Annotated in this window: 14 protein-coding genes; 10 read left to right on the forward strand and 4 right to left on the reverse strand. The window is 72.8% G+C overall.

What is annotated here, in order from left to right; translation table 11 throughout:
• Positions 1 to 226: 226 nt before the first annotated feature.
• The 7 genes from IG02_RS0107410 (at position 227) to IG02_RS0107440 (ending at position 11666) form a co-directional block, all read left to right on the forward strand.
• Positions 227 to 1804: an FG-GAP repeat domain-containing protein gene (locus IG02_RS0107410; protein WP_078854276.1), complete on the forward strand. Its 1578-nt coding sequence runs from the start codon at positions 227 to 229 to the stop codon at positions 1802 to 1804.
• Positions 1805 to 1919: 115 nt separating this feature from the next.
• On the forward strand, positions 1920 to 2717 hold the full coding sequence (locus IG02_RS0107415; protein WP_030743294.1) for a 3-hydroxybutyrate dehydrogenase: 798 nt from the start codon (positions 1920 to 1922) through the stop codon (positions 2715 to 2717).
• A gap of 72 nt (positions 2718 to 2789) precedes the next feature.
• Positions 2790 to 4178, forward strand: a complete 1389-nt coding sequence (locus IG02_RS0107420; RefSeq protein ID WP_030743296.1) for an MFS transporter — start codon at positions 2790 to 2792, stop codon at positions 4176 to 4178.
• Positions 4179 to 4346: 168 nt separating this feature from the next.
• Entirely contained in the window at positions 4347 to 6269 is a 1923-nt protein-coding gene (locus IG02_RS0107425; protein ID WP_030743298.1) for a helix-turn-helix domain-containing protein, read from the forward strand.
• A 155-nt stretch (positions 6270 to 6424) separates the two neighbouring features.
• Entirely contained in the window at positions 6425 to 7288 is an 864-nt protein-coding gene (locus tag IG02_RS0107430) for a hypothetical protein (protein WP_234314644.1), read from the forward strand.
• Positions 7285 to 9465, forward strand: coding sequence for a bifunctional serine/threonine-protein kinase/ABC transporter substrate-binding protein (locus IG02_RS0107435; RefSeq protein WP_030743302.1), 2181 nt, complete (start codon positions 7285 to 7287; stop codon positions 9463 to 9465). Before IG02_RS0107430 ends, IG02_RS0107435 begins: the two co-directional genes overlap by 4 nt.
• The gene (locus IG02_RS0107440; RefSeq protein WP_030743304.1) at positions 9465 to 11666 is read left to right on the forward strand and encodes a bifunctional serine/threonine-protein kinase/ABC transporter substrate-binding protein; all 2202 of its coding nucleotides are present in this window, start codon (positions 9465 to 9467) and stop codon (positions 11664 to 11666) included. Before IG02_RS0107435 ends, IG02_RS0107440 begins: the two co-directional genes overlap by 1 nt.
• 34 nt (positions 11667 to 11700) lie before the next feature.
• On the opposite strand, the gene IG02_RS0107445 is transcribed toward IG02_RS0107440, so the two are convergent.
• The 3 genes from IG02_RS0107445 to IG02_RS0107455 form a co-directional block, all read right to left on the reverse strand.
• Positions 11701 to 12267, reverse strand: coding sequence for a TetR/AcrR family transcriptional regulator (locus IG02_RS0107445; protein WP_030743306.1), 567 nt, complete (start codon positions 12265 to 12267; stop codon positions 11701 to 11703).
• Positions 12268 to 12378: 111 nt separating this feature from the next.
• Positions 12379 to 13770: an amidase gene (locus tag IG02_RS0107450; protein WP_030743308.1), complete on the reverse strand. Its 1392-nt coding sequence runs from the start codon at positions 13768 to 13770 to the stop codon at positions 12379 to 12381.
• Positions 13757 to 13966 carry a hypothetical protein gene (locus IG02_RS0107455; RefSeq protein WP_030743310.1) on the reverse strand — a complete coding sequence of 70 codons (210 nt, stop codon included), beginning with the start codon at positions 13964 to 13966 and terminating at the stop codon, positions 13757 to 13759. Before IG02_RS0107455 ends, IG02_RS0107450 begins: the two co-directional genes overlap by 14 nt.
• Positions 13967 to 14164: 198 nt before the next feature.
• On the opposite strand from IG02_RS0107455, the gene IG02_RS0107460 reads away from it, so the two are divergent.
• Positions 14165 to 15091 carry an MBL fold metallo-hydrolase gene (locus IG02_RS0107460; RefSeq protein ID WP_030743312.1) on the forward strand — a complete coding sequence of 309 codons (927 nt, stop codon included), beginning with the start codon at positions 14165 to 14167 and terminating at the stop codon, positions 15089 to 15091.
• A 55-nt stretch (positions 15092 to 15146) separates the two neighbouring features.
• Here the strand turns inward: IG02_RS0107460 and IG02_RS40410 are convergent, their stop codons facing one another.
• Entirely contained in the window at positions 15147 to 15329 is a 183-nt protein-coding gene (locus IG02_RS40410) for a hypothetical protein (RefSeq protein ID WP_107055555.1), read from the reverse strand.
• A gap of 200 nt (positions 15330 to 15529) precedes the next feature.
• Between IG02_RS40410 and IG02_RS0107470 the strand changes: the two genes are divergently transcribed.
• Together IG02_RS0107470 and IG02_RS0107475 are read left to right on the forward strand one after the other, a co-directional pair.
• On the forward strand, positions 15530 to 18553 hold the full coding sequence (locus tag IG02_RS0107470) for a family 16 glycoside hydrolase (RefSeq protein ID WP_030743316.1): 3024 nt from the start codon (positions 15530 to 15532) through the stop codon (positions 18551 to 18553).
• Between the two features lie 256 nt (positions 18554 to 18809).
• Positions 18810 to 19928, forward strand: coding sequence for an NADH:flavin oxidoreductase (locus IG02_RS0107475; RefSeq protein ID WP_030743319.1), 1119 nt, complete (start codon positions 18810 to 18812; stop codon positions 19926 to 19928).
• Positions 19929 to 20043 lie beyond the last annotated feature (115 nt).

The following is a 20043-nucleotide window of genomic DNA, read 5'->3' on the forward strand; positions in this document are numbered from 1 at the left end:
CCTGGGGGATCGCCCCATGTCGCGCCGCCGGACGCGGCCGTTCCGCAGCACGGATCACATCACAGCGGCTCAGCGGCTGTCCATGGAGGAACGGCGGCCGGCCATCTTGCGCGGCCGGCCGCCGCGTGGCTCCGGCCTGTTTCCCCGGCGCCACGTCGTGGAGATCACAGAGCCGAGGAAATCGGAAGACGGAACCGCCGGGTCCGGTCCGGGCGTGCTTGATCATATGAGTGACCGAGGCGACGAGCAGGGGCCGGTACGGGGACGAGGCGGCACACGCCGGCGGGCGATCGCGGGCGGCGCGGCGGCCCTGGCGCTGGCCGTCGGGGTCGGGGTCGTCGTCGCCCGGGACGGCGCCGGGACCATCACCGCCCCGCACACCTGCCACACCTCGGCCCACGGCACCGCACCGGCCGCGGGCCCCGCGGCGAAGACCGGCGAGACCCCGGCCGGGGCCGCCCCCGCCGCCGACTTCGACGGGGACGGCAACCCCGACCTGGCCATGGGATCCATGGGCGACGTGGCGAACGGCAGCGGCGGCGGCAGCATCGAGGTGGCGTACGGGTCGGGCGACGGGACCGGCCTCGCCCGCTGCCAGTACCTCACGCAGAACGACGCCGGGATACCGGGCAAGGGCCGCGACGAGGCGTTCTTCGGTACCGATGTGATGGCCCGCGACTTCGACGGGGACGGGTACACCGACCTCGCCGCCGCCGTCTTCGACTGGAAGCCGAGCGTGATCATCATGTGGGGTTCGACGGACGGGCTGAAGAGCGCTGTGCGGGTGCCGGGCACGGACGGCAGCCACGTCCCCTGGATGCTGGACCCGATTCTGGACGAGCAGCTCGTCGCCGGGGACTTCGACGGGGACGGGCACGCCGATCTGGTCTTCGGGCTCGGCTCCGGCAAGGGCCTGCTCAAGGGCCCCTTCACGCGCGACGGCGCCCCGGCGGCCACCGCCCCGGTCCCCGCCCCGCGCCGGCCGGCGAAGGACGTCGACACCGCGAACTACGCGGAACTCGTCGCCGGGGACCTGGACGGCGACGGCGCCGACGACCTGGTGGCCTTCCACGACAACTCGCTCCCCGAGGCGGCCTGGTCCGAGCAGCACTGGCCGGTGAGCTACCTCCGGGGCGGCCCGGACGGCTTCACCGAGCCCGACGACGTCGGTCTCCCCGACGCGGCGACGGGCGCGGCCGGTGACGTGGACGGCGACGGGATCGCGGACCTCGTGCTCGGTCCCCGCGGCGGTGACGTGAGCCGCAGCGCGGTGACCGTGGTGTACGGATCCAAGTCCGGGCCGGGGAAGGGCAGGCGGACGACGACCCTCGACCGTGACGCTCCCGGCGTGCCCGGCGAGGAACCTCAGGACGAGGACGCCGTCTTCACCTCCTTGGACACCGGTGACGTCGACGGCGACGGCTACGCGGACGTGGTGGCCGGCTCGCCCCGCAGGAACGTGTACGCGAAGCCCGGTCCGGAAGAGGCGCTGTTCCTGCGGGGCGGCCCGGACGGCCTGACCGGCGAGGGCGCCCGCGCCTTCGGGGAGGGCGACCTCGGAGGCGAACCGGAGGCGCGGCGCGTGTTCGGCGCGGCGGTGCGCCTGGTCGACATGGACGGCGACCACCGGTCCGAGCTGGTCGTGGCGGCACCCGGCACCGACAGGACCGACGGCTCCGCCTGGCTCCTGCCCGGCACGGCGGACGGGCCCGCCACCGGGGGAGCCACCCGGCTGTTCGGTGACAGCTTCGACTCCACCGAGGGGCTGAACCTCTACATGGGAGGCGGGGGGATCGCCCGCTGACGCCTTCCCCCGGGCGAACGGCTCGTCCCATGGCCGGGACCGCTACAGGACGAGCCCTCATTGTGTCGGTCACATACATGGATGTGGCCTCGTGGTGTCCCTACTGTTTCCGGCCATGACAAGCGAGACTCCTCCCCCCGTCCCCCGCGCGGCGCCCACGGGCGCCGACGTGGACCTGTCGTCCCGGGTCGCCCTGGTCACCGGCGGCGGCAGCGGTATCGGCAAGGCGTGCGTCGTGGCGCTGGCCGCGGCGGGCGCCACGGTGCACATCGTGGACCGGGACGCCGAGGCCGCCGAAGCGGTCGCCGCCGAGACCGGGGGCGAGGCACACGTCGTCGACCTGGCCGACCCCGCCGCGATCGACACACTGCCGACCGACGCCGACATCCTGGTCAACAACGCCGGCCTCCAGCACGTCGCACCCCTGACGGAGTTTCCGCCCGAACGGTTCGCCCTCATCCAACAGGTGATGGTCACGGCGCCGTTTCTGCTGATGCGCCGCGGCCTGCCGCACATGTACGCGCGGGGCTGGGGGCGGCTGATCAACATCTCCAGCGTCCACGGACTGCGGGCCAGCGCCTACAAGGCGGCGTATGTCGCCGCCAAACACGCCCTGGAAGGCCTGAGCAAGGTGGCCGCGGTCGAAGGCGCCCCGCACGGCGTGACCAGCAACTGCGTCAACCCCGGCTATGTCCGCACCCCCCTGGTGGAGAACCAGATCCGCGACCAGGCCGCCGCCCACGGGATCAGCCCCCAGGACGTGCTGACCGATGTCCTGCTGACCCGCCCGCCCATCAAGCGCCTGCTGGAGGCCGAGGAGGTCGCCGCGGCCGTGCTGTGGCTGTGCGCGGACCACAGCGGCTACATCACCGGCGCCTCGCTGCCTCTCGACGGCGGCTGGGGAGCCACCTGACGCGCTCGCACCACCACGCCGTAACACCCGTACCGCCCGCCCCCGTCCCCGTACCCGAGAACCGGTGAACCCATGACCGAGACCACGACCGACCGGCCCGGCGCGCGCAGCTCCGGCGGCATCGCCCGGATCGTCAGCGCGAGCCTCATCGGCACGACCATCGAGTGGTACGACTTCTTCCTCTACGGCTCCGCCGCCGCGTTGGTGTTCAACACCCTCTTCTTCCCCACCAGCGACCCGCTGGTGGGCACACTGATCGCCTTCGTCACCTACGCCATCGGCTTCGCCGCCCGGCCGCTCGGCGGCGTGGTCTTCGGACACTTCGGCGACAAGATCGGCCGCAAGAAACTCCTCGTCATCAGCCTGCTGATGATGGGCGGCGCCACCTTCGCCATGGGCCTGCTGCCCACCTACGACAGCATCGGCGTCGGCGCCCCCATCCTCCTCACCGTGCTGCGGCTGATCCAGGGTTTCGCCCTGGGCGGCGAATGGGGCGGCGCCGTACTGATCGTCTCCGAACACGGCGGCGACAAGCACCGCGGATTCTGGGCCTCCTGGCCGCAGGCCGGGGCGCCCGGTGGCAATCTGCTCGCCACCGGCGTCCTCGCGCTGCTGGCCGCCGTCCAGTCGGAGGAGACGTTCCTGTCCTGGGGCTGGCGCGTCCCGTTCCTGCTCTCCGGCGTCCTGGTCGTGATCGGCCTGTGGATCCGCGTATCGGTGTCCGAGTCGCCGGTCTTCCTCGCCGCCCAGGCCAAGGCCGAGGCCGACGCCGCCCGCGGCATCAAGGACAAGCCGCCGGTCGTCGAGGTCTTCCGGCGCAGCTGGCGTGAGGTGCTCGGCGCCATCGGCACCCGGTTCGGCGAGAACATCTCGTACTACATCCTGACCTCCTTCCTGCTGGTCTACGTCACCAGCCACCTGGAACTGCCCAAGAGCACCGCGCTGAACGCCGTCCTGATCGGCTCGGCCGTCCACTTCGTCACCATCCCCGCGTGGGGGGCGCTCTCCGACCGGCTCGGCCGCAAGCCCGTGACACTGATCGGCTCCGTCGGCATGGCAGCGTGGGCGTTCGCCTTCTTCGCCCTGGTCGACTCGGAGTCGTTCGCCGTGATCACCTTGTCGGTCACCGTGGGGCTGCTGCTGCACGGCGCCATGTACGGTCCGCAGGCCGCGTTCATCTCCGAGATGTTCGACACCAAGGTCCGCTACTCGGGCGCCTCCATGGGATCGCAGCTCGCTTCGATCGTCGCCGGTGCCCTCGCGCCCATCATCGCGGTCGAGCTGCTCAAGGACTTCGGGTCCCCGACCCCCATCGCGCTGTACCTTTGTGTCGCCGCGGTGATCACCACCGTCACCGTCGCCGTCCTCAAGGAGACCCGAGGCCGTGACCTGACCCGCTCCACCACGGCCGCGCCACCGCACGAGCGGGAAGCGCCGGTCGCCGGCACCGAAGGCGCCTGACCGAGGCCCCCGGGCCGGGGTACGGTCCGCCCAGGACGGCACGGGCGGACCCCGCGGACACGGACCCGGGCCCGGCCACGCGGCACCGTCCGGCCCGCGGGCACCGCTCGGCCCGCGGGCTTCGGGCCGAACCACACACCCGCCGCCGGAGAAGGGAGCCCGCCCCCTATGGCCACCGTGCACGATTCCGCCGACGCGGCCACGGCAGCACTCCGAGAGCTGCTCGACCTCCTCGCAGCCGACGCACCGGCCGAAGAACTGGCCAGGCCCGCCGCCCGGGCACGCGCCGCCGGAGCGCGCCCGCACGAACAACGGGCCGTGGACGAGGCCACCCGGGTGGCCCAGGACATCCACCGGACCCTGACCCAGCGCCGCAGGCGCGAAGCCGAACTCGCCGCCCTCTTCGACACCGCCGGCGACCTGGCCGCACTGCGCGACCTGGACGCCGTGCTGCGGGCCATCGTGCACCGGGCCAGAACCCTGCTGGGCACCGACATCGCCTATCTCACGCTCAACGACCCGGTGGCGGGGGACACGTTCATGCGGGTGACCTCCGGCTCGGTCTCCGCCAAGTTCCAGCAGCTCCGCCTCGGCATGGGCGAAGGGCTCGGCGGCCTCGTCGCCCAGACCGCCCGGCCCTACGCCAGCACCGACTACCGCACCGACCGCCGCTTCAAGCACACCGGTGCCATTGACGAGGGAGTCGAGGAAGAAGGGCTCCTCGGCATCCTCGGGGTGCCCCTGCGCGTCGGCCGACGTGTCATCGGCGTCCTGTTCGCCGCGGACCGCGCCTCCCGCGACTTCACCCCCGACGCCATAGCCCTGCTCACCTCGCTGGCCGACCACGCGGCCGTCGCCATCGACAGCGCGCGCCTGCTCGAGGAGACCCGCACCGCGCTCGTCGAACTGAACGCGGCCAACGAAACCGCCCGCGCCCACAGCGAGGCCCTGCACCGCGCGGCCGATGCCCACGACCGGCTCACCGACCTCGTCCTCAGAGGCGGCGGCGTCGACGACGTCGCCCGCGAGATCGCCGCACTCCTCGACAGCGGCCTGGCCGTCCACGACGCCGACGGCACCGAACTCGCCCGCGTGGGAAGCGTTCCCGTAGCCCCGCCCGGACAGGGAATCGAAGCCTCCCGGGCCGGTGGACGGGCCGTCCCCGTCGACGGGAACTGGGTGTGCGCCGTCCTGGCCGGCCCCGAACTCCTCGGCAGCCTCCTGCTCACCGGCCGGGCCGATCTCACCGCCGCCGACCGCCGCCTGTTCGAGCGGGCCGGCCTGGTCACCGCACTGCTGCTCCTGCTGCGCCGCTCCGTGGCCGAAGCCGAGAACCGGGTACGCGGCGAACTCCTCGACGACCTGCTCACCGGCCGCCGGCCGGGCCGCCACCCCGACACCGGCGGTCTGGCGCTGCGGGCCAGGAGACTGGACATCAACCTCGCCCGGCCGCACGCCGTCCTCGTCCTGGGCTGCGAACCGGACGTACGCTCACGGCTGTCGGCCGAGGCGGCACGCCGCGCACGGGCCCTCGGTGGCCTGGCCGGAGCCCGCAACGGCCACACCGTGCTGCTCGCGCCCACCTCCGATCCGGGCTCACTCGCCCATGACCTGGCCCGAGAACTGTCCTGCGGCTTCGGTACGCCCACCACCATCGGGGCCGCGGGCCCTGTGACGGGGGCCGAGCGCCTGCCGGACGCCTACGACGAGGCACGCCGCTGTCTCGAAGCGCTCGAAGCCCTCGGCCGGACCGGTGAGGGCGCCGGCCTGTCCGAACTCGGCTTCTTGGGCGTGCTCCTGGGCGACCGGGCCGACATCACCGGGTACGTGGACCGCGTACTCGGCCCCGTACTCCGCTACGACACCCAGCGCGGCAGCGAACTCGTCCGCACCCTGGACGCCTACTACGACCACGGCGCCAGCCTCGCCAGAGCCAAGGACGTCCTGCACGTCCACGTCAACACCGTGGTCCAACGCCTCGACCGCGTCGCACAACTCCTCGGCCCCGACTGGAACACTCCCGGCCGGGCCCTGGAGATCCAGGTGGCACTCCGTCTGCACCGCCTCGCCCGACAGCGCGCGTCCGGCTGAACCGGCCCGGCCCGCACGGTGTCAGGTCTGTGCCGGGCACGTGACAGGCTGGGTACGGCTGCCACGTGTCCTGTCAACCGGCTTGCCACTTCACGCCGACCACCGCTTAGCATCACGTCGGACGCATCGTGAACCGGTGATTCCAGGGGGGACTTGTGGTCGTGTTCAGGGAGGCGGTGCGCCTCGGCTGCGCCGTCGCGGTGTGCGGCTCCGTGCTCGTCGGCTGTACCTCCGGCGGAGGCGGCTCGTCCGGATCGTCGCCCGCGAAGAAGGCCGCTGCCGGGACGACCGCCGGCCCGTCGCCGACCGCCGTCGTGGACATCGATCCCGCCGGTCTGCCGACGACGAGCGGCCAGGCCGCCGCGCTGATCCGGGATGTCATCGCGGAACCCGCCGCCTTCGGGCCCGGCGCCGTCCGCCGGACGCCGTACGAGAGCGATCCGCGGCGTTGGCCCGTCCTCGGCGACGACTGTGTCTGGCAGCAGCGGGCGCTCCCGAAGAACGTCCTCGCGACCCTGACCCGCTCCTACGAGATCCCAGCGAGCGGCTCCAAGGGCCCGCTACGGCTGAGCGCCGTCGTCACGGTGCACCGCACCCCCGAGCAGGCCGACTGGGAGAACGCCGAGGTCCTGGAGGAGATGATGCGCTGCCCCGCGCAGCGGTTGCGCTCGGACGAGGTGATCACGTCCCTGAACAACGCGCCGAACTCCTTCGGCGAATCCGGGAACGGGTACGCCGATGACGTTCTCACGGAACTCGGCGCCTACACGGGCGCCGAAGTCGGCGGCCCCCACCCGTACCTCTGGGAACAGACCCGCATCGGTCCGGTCACCCTCGCCGTCTCCGCCAAGGGGGCCGAAGGCTGGTCCCGGGCGGACCTGTTCGACCGGCTGAGGGAACCGCACTCCGGCATGCGCACCCGCCTCAAGTCCGCGATCGACCGGGACGCTCCGGAACCCGAGGCTCCGGAACCCGACGCGCCGGGACCGGACGGCAGCGCGAAGGGCGACCGCCGATGACCGAGAAGCTCACCCCCACCGACCCGGCCCGCGTCGGTGGTCACCGGCTGCTCGCCCGGCTCGGCGCCGGCGGCATGGGTGTCGTCTATCTCGGCCGCGCCGAGTCGGGGGAGCTGGCCGCCGTCAAGGTGATCCTGCCCGAGTACGCCGACCGGACCGAGTTCCGCACCCGCTTCCGCCGCGAGGTCGCCGCGGCCCGGCGCGTGGACAGCCCCTGGGCCGTGCCGGTCATCGGTGCCGATCCGGATGCCCCCGCACCCTGGCTGGCCACGGCCTTCGTTCCCGGTCCCTCGCTGGCCGAGGCCGTCGCCGCCTGCGGTCCGCTGCCGCCGCGCGGCGTGCGCGTCCTCGGCCGGCTGCTGGCCCGCGCCCTGACCGCGGTGCACGACGCGGGACTCGTCCACCGCGACGTCAAGCCCGGCAACGTGCTGCTCGCCGCCGACGGCCCGCGTCTCATCGACTTCGGAATCGCCCGTGCCACCGAGGAGACGGCGCTCACCTCGGCGGGCATGATCGTCGGCACACCGGGTTTCCTCGCCCCGGAGCAGGCCCGGGCACGGCCCGCGTCGCCCGCCAGCGATGTCTTCGCCCTTGGCTGCCTCCTCTCCTACGCCGCCACCGGGCGCCCGCCCTTCGGCACGGGTGCCGTGGACGCCCTGCTCTACCGCACCGTGCACGACGAGCCCGACCTCGCCGGCGTCACGGACGACACACGCGCGTTCCTGGAGCGCTGCCTCGCCAAGGATCCGGCCGCCCGGCCCCCCGCCCGCGAGGTCGCCGAGATCCTGGCCGACGACACCTCGGACGAGGACCTCGACTGGCTGCCCGACGCCGTCGTACGGCTCGTCGCGGAGCGCTCCGCGGCGACGCTCGCCCTTCCGGACATCGAGGCGACGGCCCTCGACGCGCGGGCGGACGGTCGGCCGTCGGACGGTCAGCCGCCGGACGTACCGTCGGATGTTCCGGCGGACGCGCCCGCGGCGTCAGGCCCCGTCGGCCGCCGCCGTTTCCTGCTGCTCGGCGGCGCGGCCGCCCTGCTCGCGGCCGGTGGCGGCGCGGCGCTCTGGGCCACCCGGCGCGACGACGACGGCACCCCGTCGGCGGCCCCGCCCCGTGCCCGCCGCTGGGTTCTCGGCGTCCAGGCCGACCTGACGGGCCCGCGGAAAGCTCTCGGACAGGCTCAGGAACGCGGGGTGCGCCTGGCCGTCGAGCAGTTCAACTCCCGTGCGGACAAACCCTTCACCCTCACCCTCAGGACAGTGGACGACCGGGGCGACGAGACCCGCGCCGCCGAGGCGGCCCGCACCCTCGCCGCCGACCGCGACGTGCTCGCCGTCATCGGCTCGACCGGCGACGGGACCACCGGTGCGAGCCTCGACAGTTACGACGAACAGCTCGTCCCCCAGCTCACGGTCTCCTCCGCGCAGTCCGCGTACGGCACCGCGCAGCCGAGGCACTTCCTCCAGACCGTCCCCGGCTACACGAACCTGCCCGTCACGGCCGCCTTCTCCCTCCGGGCCCAGGGCGCCCGGCGGGTGGCCGTCCTGATCGACCGCGCCGGCGCCGTCCCGGCCTGGGAGTTCGGCCGCACGATGTTCCAGAACCTCGGCGTCATCGGGATCGCCGGTGAGCCGCGCGTCGTACCGAGGCTGGCCGAGAACCTCGCGGCGACGGTCGCCGAGATGGTCGCGCACCGGCCGGACGGCTTCGTCTGTACGGGCACTCCCGCACGCGTCGCCGCCGTCGCACGCGCCCTCGCGCGGACGGACTTCGACGGCCCGCGCGTGCTCGGCCACCCCGCCGCCGGCCCGGAGTTCCTGACCGCGGCGGGCGCCGCCGCCGAAGGCTGGCAGGTCTTCGCCCCGTACATCGCCCCGTCGGCCGCCCCCGTCCGCGCCTTCGCCACCGCCCATCGAAAGCGCTACGGCGCCCCGCCGGCGTACTGGGCGGCCGAGGCGTACGACGTGGCCCGCATGGTCATCACCCGCCTCGTCGAGGCCGGCGGCCGGCCGTCCCGCCAACAGCTTTACGACCTGCTGGCGAAGGGCACCTACAAGGGACTCGTCCGGACGTACGCGTTCGACGAGGAGCACCGGTGGTGGCTCAAGGGGTACGAGACATTCCGCTACGAGGTGAAGGGCGGCCGGTACTCCTACGCGGGCAAGGCCGACGCCTGATGCGCCCCCTGACGGCCGATGACCCCGACGCGATCGGCGGTCACCGGCTGCTCGCCCGGCTCGGCGCCGGCGGCATGGGCGTCGTCTACCTCGCCCGTTCGAGCGGCGGAGCGCTCGTCGCGCTCAAGACGATCCGCGCCGAACACGCGGCGGACCCCGCCTTCCGCATCCGGTTCCGGCGGGAGGTGACGGCGGTCCGAGGTCCGACCCGACGCCCGCTGGTACCGGTGGTGGCCGCCGACACGGAGGCCCGGGAACCCTGGCTGGCCACGGAGTTCGTCCCCGGACCGTCGCTGGCCGAGGCGGTCGACGGCTTCGGCGCGCTGCCCGTCGCCGCCGTACGGGTCCTGGGATCCCGGCTGGCCGACGCGCTCACCGCCGTACACGCGGCGGGGGTCGTGCACCGCGATGTGAAACCCGGCAACATCCTGCTGGCCCTGGACGGCCCGCGTCTCATCGACTTCGGCATCGCCCAGGCCGCGGGCGCCACCGCGCTCACCGCGACCGGCGCCGTCGTCGGCACGCCGGGCTTCCTCGCGCCGGAACAGGCGCAGGCCCGCGCCGGGGAGGTGGGTCCGCCCAGCGATGTCTTCGCCCTGGGCTGCGTCCTCGCGTACGCGGCCTCGGGCAGGCGCCCGTTCGGCACGGGGCACGCGGCGGGCGTCCTCTTCCGTACGGTGCACGAGGAGCCGGACGTGACGGACGTCCCCGCCGAGCTGGCGGCGCTGATCAGGGCCTGCCTGGTCAAGGAGCCGGCCGGGCGGCCGACGGCCGCCGAGGTCGCGGCGGTGCTCCGTGACCCGCGGCCGGCCCTCGCGGTGCGGGCACATCCCGACACCCGGAAGGATCACTGGCTGCCGCCCGCGGTGCTCCGCCTGGTCGCCGAACGCTCCGCACGGGCACTGGACGTCCCCACCCCCCGACGCACCGCACGGCAGCCGACCGGTGACGACCCGACCGCCGTCGCGGCGCCACCACATCCGGGGGACGCCCGCCCGCCGAGCCGACGGCGCGTGCTGCTGACGGGGAGCGCGGCGGCCTCCGTGCTCGTCGTCGGAGGCGGGGCCACCACCTATCTGGCGGCCGGGCGAGGGGGGACGGGCGGCCCGGGCGGTGCCCTTCCCGTGCACACCCTCGGCTTCCAGGCCGACCTCAGCGGCGCGGGCAAGGCGGACGGCGTGGCGCAGGAGCGCGGGGCGCGCCTCGCCGTGGAGCGGCACAACGCGCGCGCGGGCATCACGTTCCGCCTCGCCCTCGACACCGCTGACGACCGGGGTGAGCCGGCCGGCGCCGAGCGGGCGGCCCGGCGCTTCATCGGAGCCGGGGTCCGCGCGGTTCTCGGCCCCGGCACGGTCGACGCCGCGCTCGCCGCCGGCCCGCTCTACCAGGCCGCCCGCACGGCCATGGTCCTGATCTCCGTCGACGTCGACGACGACAGACTCACACCGTCGAACCCGCCCGCCCTGCGCGTCACCCGGGCACCCGAGTCCTTCCTGGCGTTGCCGCTGATCTCGTACCTGACCTCCGTACGACCGGTCGAGCGCACCGCCGTCATCGAAGACAGGGCCGCGGGCCGGACGGGAGCGCGGCTGACCGACTCGCTCGCGCGGACGCCGCCCCATCAGGGCACGACCAGCGTCCATGCCGTGGCGGCCGGCGGCGACGATTTCGCTCCCGCCGTCCGCGCCGCTCTCTCGGCCAGGGCGCAGGCGGTCGTCTTCAGCGGCACGTCGCCCGAACGCGCCGCGCGCTGCGCCCGCGCACTCGCCGACGCCGGCTTCTCAGGACCACGCCTGGGCACCTGGCACATCATGCGCCCGGCCTTCCTGCAGCAGGCCGGACCCGCGGCCCAGGACTGGTTGTTCGGCACTCCCTTCACCGACCCCGGCAGTGTGTCCGGCACGTTCGGAGCCGACTACCGCGCGAGGTACGGCACGGCGCCCGGGCGCTGGTCGCCGGAGGCGTATGACGCCGTGGGACTGGTCACGCGCACCCTGGAGAGACTGGGCGGAACGGCCGGCGTCGCACCGGAAGCCGTGGCCCGGCACCTGTTCGACGTCACCTACCGGGGAATCGCCAAGACCCTCCGCTTCGCCACCGACGGCACCAACACCCTGGACCCGGAGGCGGCGGCGTACTTCCTGTACCGGGCGAAGGGGAACACCTTCCGCTTCCTGGGCCGTCACGACCAGGTCAGGTGAGGTCAGGTGAGGTCAGAAGGGGGTCAGGAGGGGGTCAGCGGCCGGCCGGCCCGACGAGCCCCGCCACCAGCCCGCGCGCGTACGCGGCGTCGAGGCCGTCCGGCCGGAAGAGGATGCGGTACATGATGGGCGCGACGACGTGGTCGAGAACCGTCTCGACGTCCGGTGCGGTCTCCGCGCGGCCGGCCGCGCGGTCGAGGAGGACGTCGATCTGTTCGGCCGCGTAGGCCGAGCACTGGCCGGCGTTGTCGCCGTCCGGGTCGCCGAGCAGGGCGTCGCGGATGTAGGCGCGGCCCGAGGGGGCGGCCATCTCCTCGAGGAACTGCTCGGCCCACGCCTCGAGATCCGAGCTCAGGCTCCCCTTGTCCACCGGCGCCGTCTCGGGCCGCAGGCGTTCCACCGCCACGTCCGACAGCAGTTCCCGCAGGTCGCCCCATCGGCGGTAGATCGTGGACGGGGTGACGCCGGCGCGGGTGGCCACCAGGGGGACCGTGAGCGCCTCGCGGCCCACCTCCGCCTCGAGTTCACGAACGGCGGCGTGGACCGACGCCTGGACCCTGGCGCTGCGCCCACCGGGGCGCACCATTGTCTTTCGGCTCATGGAACCACCTTAAAGCCAACGCGTAGCTTCAAGCGCTGGTCCTGCCTCGCCCGGTCCCGCCTCGCCCTGCCGCGCCTCGCCCGGTCCGGCCGGGGCCGGTCGGCCGGACCGTCACACCGTCGCCACCGGGCGGACGGGCCGGGTCCGCTCGTAGGCGTGGCCGACCCGCAACAGGACCGGCTCCCCGAAGGGGCGGCCGAGCAACTGCATACCGATCGGCAGGCCGTTCGTGTCATGGCCGACCGGTACCGACAGCGAGGGCACACCGGTGATGTTGGCGGGGGCCGAGAGGCGCACGTAGGCGTCGGAGACGCCCTCGACGGTGCCGTCCGGCCAGGTGAGAGTGGACTGGTCGGAGGGCACCGCGGTCGCCGGGACCGTCGGGGCGGCGATCACGTCGGCCTCCTCCAGCAGGCGGGCCCAGTCCTGTCGCATGAGGGTGCGGGCGCGCTGGGCGCGCAGGTGGTCCCCGGCCGGCATCAGCTCGCCGGCTTCGAGGAGGACGCGCACGTCCGCCTGGTACAGCTCGGGGACCGTGCGCAGGGTGCGCTCGTGATAGGCGGTGGCCTCCGGCACCATCAGGCCCCAATGGGTCGCCTGGATGTAGCGCGTCATCGGGATCTCTACCTCGACGAGACGGGCCCCGAGGCTTTCGAGGTGGCCGATGGCGTGCCGGACCGCGGTCTCGACGTCCGGCGCGACGTGGTCGAAGTAGTAGTTCCGCGGCACGCCGACGCGCAGCCCCGTCAGATCCGTGTCCCCGCCCGGCCGGTAGTCCGTGACGGAGGTGGCCAGAGAGGCGGGGTCGCGGGGGTCGTGGCCGGCCAGGACGGTCAGGACCAGGGCCGCGTCCTCGACGGTGCGGGTGATCGGGCCGACGTGGTCGAGCGACCAGGACAGGGACGTGACGCCGTGGCGGGGGACGAGGCCGTAGGTCGGCTTGAGGCCGACGACCCCGTTGAGCGCGGAGGGCACCCGGATGGAGCCGCCGGTGTCGGTGCCCAGCGCGAAGGTCGCCGCACCCGCGGCGACGGCGACGGCGGATCCGCCGCTGGAGCCGCCGGCGACCCGGTCGCGGTCCCAGGCGTTCTTGGTCTGCGGCGTGGTCAGGCCGTAGGCGAACTCATGGGTGTGGGTCTTGCCGACCAGGATCGCGCCGGCCGCGGTCAGACGGGCGGCGACCGTGCTGTCGGCCTCCGCGCGGTGAGCCGCGCGGACCCGGGAGCCGGCCGTGGTGGCCGCGCCGGCGACGTCGATCAGGTCCTTCAGCCCCATGGGCACGCCGTGCAGCGAGCCGTGCGGGCGGACGCCGGCCGCGATGTCGTGCTCGGCCTCGCGCGCCGACCGGCGGGCCTCCTCCGCGGTGACGGTGACGTAGGCCCCCAGGCTCGGCTCGACCTTCTCGACGCGGTCGAGGACGGAGTCCACCAGCTCGACGGGTGACAGCTTCCGTGCCCGGATGGCGTCAGCGGCCGCGGCGACGGACAGTTCATACGGCTGCATCGTCGTACCCCTCTCCCACGCGGTAGGCGGCGGCAGGCGGGGTGTCGCCGAAGTCCAGCTCCCGCAGGACCGCGACGACGGAATGGATGTGGTTGGCGGTGGCGGCCACCGCGACATGCCGGTCGGCCGGGAGCGGGAGCCCGGCACGGTCGGCCCAGCGGGCCACCTCCGGTGGCGTGAGTCCAGCGGCGGACATGAAGGTTCCCTTCGGATCGGGTGTATCGGGCGGATCGGACTGGAGCGGGGGAGCCCCGGACGTCAAACGCTAATGGTTTGCTTTAGTGGAGGCTAAGGTCTACGGTCGCTTAACGCAAACCGATCGCGTTTAGCGAGAGGGGGGAGGGCGGGCGTCACATCGGACGCGGCCCCGGAAGAACGAAGGAGACAACGCAGCGTGAACGCCTCACCCGCCGACGAGACCACCGCCGTCCCCTCCTGGACCGTGGGCGACATCACCGTCCACCGCGTCGACGAGGTCCTCCTGCCGCCCGCGACCGGACCCTGGCTGCTGCCCGACGCCACCACGGACGTGGTCGAGCGACACGACTGGCTGCGCCCCGACTTCGCCGACCAGGAAGGCGTCCTGCGTATCGACAGCCACAGCTTCGCGTTCGTCGTGGGCGGACTGCGCGTCCTGGTCGACACCGGCATCGGCAACGGCAAGGAGCGGGCCAACCCCGCCTGGCACGATCTGCGCACCGGCTTCCTCGGGCGCCTCGACGCGGCCGGCTTCTCACCGGACTCCGTCGACCTGGTGATCCTCACCCACCTGCACGCCGACCACGTCGGCTGGAACACACGGGAAGCGGGAGGCGAGTGGGTTCCCACCTTCCCCGGCGCCCGTTACCTCACCTCCCGCGTCGAACGCGAATTCTGGGCCACGTACGACATGGAGGAGGCACGCGCGCAGATGTTCCGCGACTCCGTGCTCCCGGTCGAGCAGGCGGGGCTGCTGGACCTTGTGGACGTCCCGGCCGAGGGAGTCGAGATCACACGGGGCCTGCGCCTGCTGCCCACGCCCGGGCACACCCCCGGCCATGTCGCCGTCGAGCTGACCAGTCGGGGTGAGACGGCGCTGATCACCGGCGACTGCGTCCACCACCCGGTCCAGCTCGCCCACCCCGCCATCGGCGCGTGCGTCGACATCGACCCGGAGCGGTCCGAGGCCTCGCGGCGCGAGTTGCTCCGCTCCCTCGCCGACACGGACACCCTGGTCCTCGGCACCCACTTCGCGCCGCCCACCGCCGGGCGCGTGATCACTCATGAGGGCGCCTACCGGCTCGCACCCGTCCCCGCCACCCAGCGGACCGTCTCGCGCTGAAGCGATGGCCTGTCATTCGGATGCGCGCCGGCCTGCTCGGTCGTCGGCATCGGGATCAGGCCCGGCTCCGGGCGCGGCGGCGCGCGACAAGGGCGGCGCCGGCCGCCGCGCCCGCGAGCGGCAGCGTCGTGTCGGAGCCGGTGGAGGCCGGGTTCCCGCCGGTCGTCGCCGTGCTCCTGGCGCCCGTGGTGGAGAGGTCGGATGTGAGCCGGGATTGATGTCCGGCCGCGTTTGTCAACCCCTCGATAGTTTCACCTCGTTGTGGACAAAGTATGGACGGTTCATGGTGCAGTTCGTACGCTGGGCGTCGCTTTCGTACGGACGTCTGCGTGCACCATGGCGGAACGCCGCCGCACCACCCGTACGTGGACGAACTCCACTCCGCGACCGCGGTCCGCCACCGGCCGCGCCGCCTCGCAGCGCCCAGCAGGAGGAAGAGTGACGCCACCCAAGTACCCGAACCTCCGTAGCCATCGCCGTAGGCCACGAAGAACCGCGGGTTTACTCCTCGCGGCCCTTCTCACCGGCGGCCTCGCGGCACCGTCCGCCGAAGCGGACGAGAAGCCCTTCGCGGACCTGCCGCCCCAGGAACCCGGCGTCACCCTCCGCGTCTTCGATGTCCAGTCCCCGCTGAACAAGCTCTGTGATCTCAAGCCGGCCCAGACGCCCAACGTCGACAAGCTGATCCCCGTCGTCGACTGGTCGTCCACGGAGGGCTTCGGCTTCACCGACAACTTCGTGTCCCAGATCATCGGCAACATCAATGTTCCCGCCGAGGGCGCGTACACCTTCCGTCTGATCAGCGACGACGGATCCCGGCTGTTCCTCGGCGACCGGAAGGTCATCGACCACGACGGACTGCACGGCGCGGAGCCCAAGGACGGCGAGATCACCCTTCTCCCCGGCTACCACGCGCTGCGGATCGACCACTTCGACCGCGGCGGCGAGCAGCAGGTCACCCTCCAGTGGAAGCCGCCGGGCGCCGACGAGTTCACCCTCGTCCCGAACTCCGTGCTCAGCACGGACGCCGGCGTCGTCCGTGTCACCGCCCCCGGCCGCAAGGAGTGCGAGGGCAGCTACGACACCCCCGGCGACGGCCTCCCGCTGACCTCGGTCAACCCCGGCTACACCCTCACCGATCTGCGCCCCGCGGGCTTCGAGCCGCAGGTCTCCGCGATGGACTGGCTGCCGGAAGGCCGGCTCGCCGTGACCACGTGGGGCGGCAGTACGAATACACAGGGGGAGGTGTACGTCCTCGACAACGTCACGGGTGACACCGGTCCGGACAAGGTCACCTACAAGAAGATCGCCGAAGGCCTGAAGGAGCCGATGGGGATCAAGTACGTCGACGGAAAGCTGTACGTCTCGGAGAAGCACCAGCTGACCGAACTGTCCGACATCGACGGCAGCAACACCGCGGGCGAGATCCGCAAGATCGCCGACTGGCCGTACGGCGGAAACTTCCACGAGTTCGCCTTCGGACTGCTCTACGAGGGCGGGGACTTCTACCTGAACCTGTCCGTCGCCATCAACTACGGCGGCGCGACGACCCGGCCGCAGCCGGCCCCGAACCGCGGCACCACCATCAAGGTGAACAGGAAGACCGGAAAGGTCACTTATCTGGCCGGCGGCCTCCGCACGCCGAACGGTATCGGACGGGGCCCGGGGGGCGACCTCTTCGTCACCGACAACCAGGGCGGCTGGCTGCCCGCCTCCAAGCTGCTCCACGTCAAGAAGGAACGGTTCTTCAACCACTACACCGACCCGGCCGGACCGTTCGACGACCGTACGGTCACCCGGCCGGTCCTCTGGCTGCCGCAGAACGAGATAGCCAACTCGCCGAGTACACCGATGCTGTTGAAGAAGGGGCCCTTCGCCGGGCAGATGCTCTTCGGTGACGTCACCTACGGCGGGCTCCAGCGCGCCGACCTGGAGAAGGTGAACGGCGAGTACCAAGGCGCGGTGTTCCGGCACACGCAGGGCCTGGAGGCCGGCATCACCCGGATCAGCACCGGACCGGACGGCGCGATCTACGCGGGCGGCCTCGGCGCCGACGGCAACTGGGGCCAGGAGGGCAAACTCCGGTTCGGACTCCAGAAGCTCACGCCGAACGGCACAGACGTCTTCGACATCAGGACCATGCGCGCCACCCGCGACGGTTTCGAACTCACCTACACCGAGCCGTTGTCGGAGGAGACGGCCGCCAAACTGGCGAGCGGCGCCTACTCCGTCGAGCAGTGGCGGTACGTTCCCACCCCGGCGTACGGGGGCCCCAAGATCGACGAGGAGGTCCTCCCCGTCACGGCCGCCCGGTTGTCCGACGACCGTCGCAAGGTCCGTCTCACCATCCCCGGCCTGAAGACCGACCGCGTGGTGCACGTGCGATCGCCGCGCCCCTTCGCCTCGGCCTCGGGTGAGCAGCTCTGGTCCACCGAAGCCTGGTACACACTGAACGCGCGCCCGGGTCCCGCGCAGCCCGTCACCTCGTACGACGCCGAGTCGGCACGGCTGTCCGGCGGGGCGGACATCGACACCGAGCACGCCGGCTACACCGGCGGTGGCTTCGTCGACGGCTTCGGTACTCAGGGCGCCACCGCCACCTTCGAGGTCGACGCACCCGCGAAGGGCGTGTACGACGTGGCACTGCGCTACGGCAACGGCCCCGACCCCTTCACCGGGACCAAGACGATCGGCGTCGGCGTCAACGGCGGGCAGGCACGGCAGACCAGCCTCCCCTCCACCGGCGCCTGGAACCGCTGGTCCACCAAGACCGAGCGGCTGACCCTGCGCAAGGGCCGCAACACCATCACCTACACCCATCGGCCCGAGGACACCGGCCACGTCAACCTCGACATGATCGAGGTGCGGAAGGCCGGCAGCCGTATCGACCTGTTCTCCGGTGGCAGCGTCTCCACCGCCTGGCAGCACACCGACGGCCGCAGTGTCGAGTGGCCGCACGCCGCCGAGGAGTCCGTCGAGGTGTGCTGCGGTGACATCCGTACCAAGCAGGCCTTCGGCGACTTCAGGCTGCACGCGGAATTCCGGGTGCCGAAGCTGCCCGACGACGTCACCGGGCAGGACCGCGGGAACAGCGGGATCTACCTCCAGGACCGGTACGAGATCCAGATCCTGGACTCCTTCGGGGTGGCGAGACTCGCCTCGAACGAGGCCGCGGCCATCTACGAGAAGAAGGCCGCGGACCTGAACGCGGCCACCGCGCCGGAAACCTGGCAGACGTACGACATCGTCTTCCGCGCGGCCCGTTTCGACGCCGACGGCCGGAAGACCGACGACGCCAGGATCACCGTGGTGTGGAACGGCAAGAAGGTCCACGACAACGTGGCGGTGGACGGCCCGACCGGCGGCGGCGCCGCCGAATCGGCCGCGGCGGGCGCGATCCGGCTCCAGGACCACGGCAACAAGGTCCGCTTCAGGAACCTCTGGATCGAACCGCTGGACTGACGGCCACGGGGAGAACCGTCCCGGGCCGGCGAGGCCACCCGCCTCGAGAACACACGGCCCAGCCGGCCCGGGACGGTTCGGCGTACGGCGTACGGGTCCTGCCGGACCGCGTACGAGCCTTGCCGGACCGGGTTGCCTGCCCGTCGCGTCAATCCGACGCCGACGGCAGGATTTTCCGCGTCGTCGCCGGTGTTGTCGCACTGCGGATATCCGCTCCGGGGGACATGCCCCCGGCACCCACGACAGGAGAGCGACAGTGAGTACCCGCGCGGCCGCGGCCTTGGCCCGTCCGTTCACGCTGGGTTCGGCCGAGCTGCCGAACAGGATCGTGATGGCCCCCATGACCCGTCGAAGCTCCCCGGGCGGCGTTCCCGGTGAGGACGTCGCCGCCTACTACGCCCGCCGGGCCGCGGCGGGGACCGGCCTGATCATCACCGAGGGCACGTACGTCGGCCACCGCTCCGCCGGCGACGCCGCCGACGTTCCCCGCTTCCACGGCGAGGAGCAGCTCGCCGGATGGCGGCGGGTCGTCGAGGCCGTGCACGCGCACGGCGGAGCGATCATGCCCCAGCTCTGGCACGTCGGGATCCAGCGTCCCGCCGGAGCACCACCGTTTCCCGAAGCGCCGTCCATGGGGCCGTCCGGGATCGCGCTGGACGGCACGCGCGGAGCGGGCGAGGCGATGTCCCTCGCCGACATCGACGACGTCATCAGCGCCTTCGCCGACGCCGCCGAGGCAGCCGAGCGGACCGGTTTCGACGGCGTGGAACTGCACGGCGCGCACGGCTACCTGATCGACCAGTTCCTGTGGGAGCGCACCAACCGGCGCACCGACGCCTACAGCGGTGACCTGGCCTCCCGGACCGCGTTCGCCGCCGATGTGGTGGCCGCCGTCCGCGCGAGGGTCGCACCGGACTTCCCCGTGGTGCTGCGGTTCTCGCAGTGGAAGGCCGGACACTACGACGCCCGGCTCGCCCAGGACCCGAGCGAGCTGGAGGCCCTGCTCGCTCCGCTGGCAGGGGCCGGAGTCGACGCCTTCCACGCCTCCGGGCGCCGCTACTGGACGCCGGAGTTCCCCGACACGGGGTCGGACCTGAACCTCGCCGGATGGACGAAGAAGCTCACCGGCAAGCCGGTCGTCACCGTCGGCTCGGTCGGCCTGGACGCGGTCTTCCAGCCCGCCGCCACCGGCCTCGCCGCCGCGGGCGTGGCGAGCGTCGAACGGCTCCTCGACCGCCTGGAACGGGACGAGTTCGACCTCGTCGCGGTCGGCCGCGCGCTGCTCGCCGACCCGGAGTGGGCCGACAAGGTCCTGAGCGGCCGGGTGAACGAGCTCGTCCCGTTCAGCCAGGAGGCGCTGCTGACCCTGCGCTGACAGCCGGACACGGACACGGACAATCAAGGACAAGGTCTCGGCACCGAGGACGCGGCCCTCGCCCGTCCCCGGCGCACCGTGCGAGGGTCCGGCGGCCCGACGCGGCCGCACGTGC

The organism is Streptomyces sp. NRRL F-5135, assembly GCF_000719775.1.
GTDB lineage: Bacteria > Actinomycetota > Actinomycetes > Streptomycetales > Streptomycetaceae > Streptomyces > Streptomyces hebeiensis.

Bases quoted from the DNA above. Each gene is read 5' to 3' on its own strand.
- IG02_RS0107450 (WP_030743308.1), bottom strand. From the start codon at position 13,770: ATGCAGCCGTATGAACTGTCCGTCGCCGCGGCCGCTGACGCCATCCGG.
- IG02_RS0107420 (WP_030743296.1), top strand. From the start codon at position 2,790: ATGACCGAGACCACGACCGACCGGCCCGGCGCGCGCAGCTCCGGCGGC.
- IG02_RS0107410 (WP_078854276.1), top strand. From the start codon at position 227: ATGAGTGACCGAGGCGACGAGCAGGGGCCGGTACGGGGACGAGGCGGC.
- IG02_RS0107440 (WP_030743304.1), top strand. From the start codon at position 9,465: ATGCGCCCCCTGACGGCCGATGACCCCGACGCGATCGGCGGTCACCGG.
- IG02_RS0107445 (WP_030743306.1), bottom strand. From the start codon at position 12,267: ATGAGCCGAAAGACAATGGTGCGCCCCGGTGGGCGCAGCGCCAGGGTC.
- IG02_RS0107415 (WP_030743294.1), top strand. From the start codon at position 1,920: ATGACAAGCGAGACTCCTCCCCCCGTCCCCCGCGCGGCGCCCACGGGC.
- IG02_RS0107425 (WP_030743298.1), top strand. From the start codon at position 4,347: ATGGCCACCGTGCACGATTCCGCCGACGCGGCCACGGCAGCACTCCGA.
- IG02_RS0107455 (WP_030743310.1), bottom strand. From the start codon at position 13,966: ATGTCCGCCGCTGGACTCACGCCACCGGAGGTGGCCCGCTGGGCCGAC.
- IG02_RS0107435 (WP_030743302.1), top strand. From the start codon at position 7,285: ATGACCGAGAAGCTCACCCCCACCGACCCGGCCCGCGTCGGTGGTCAC.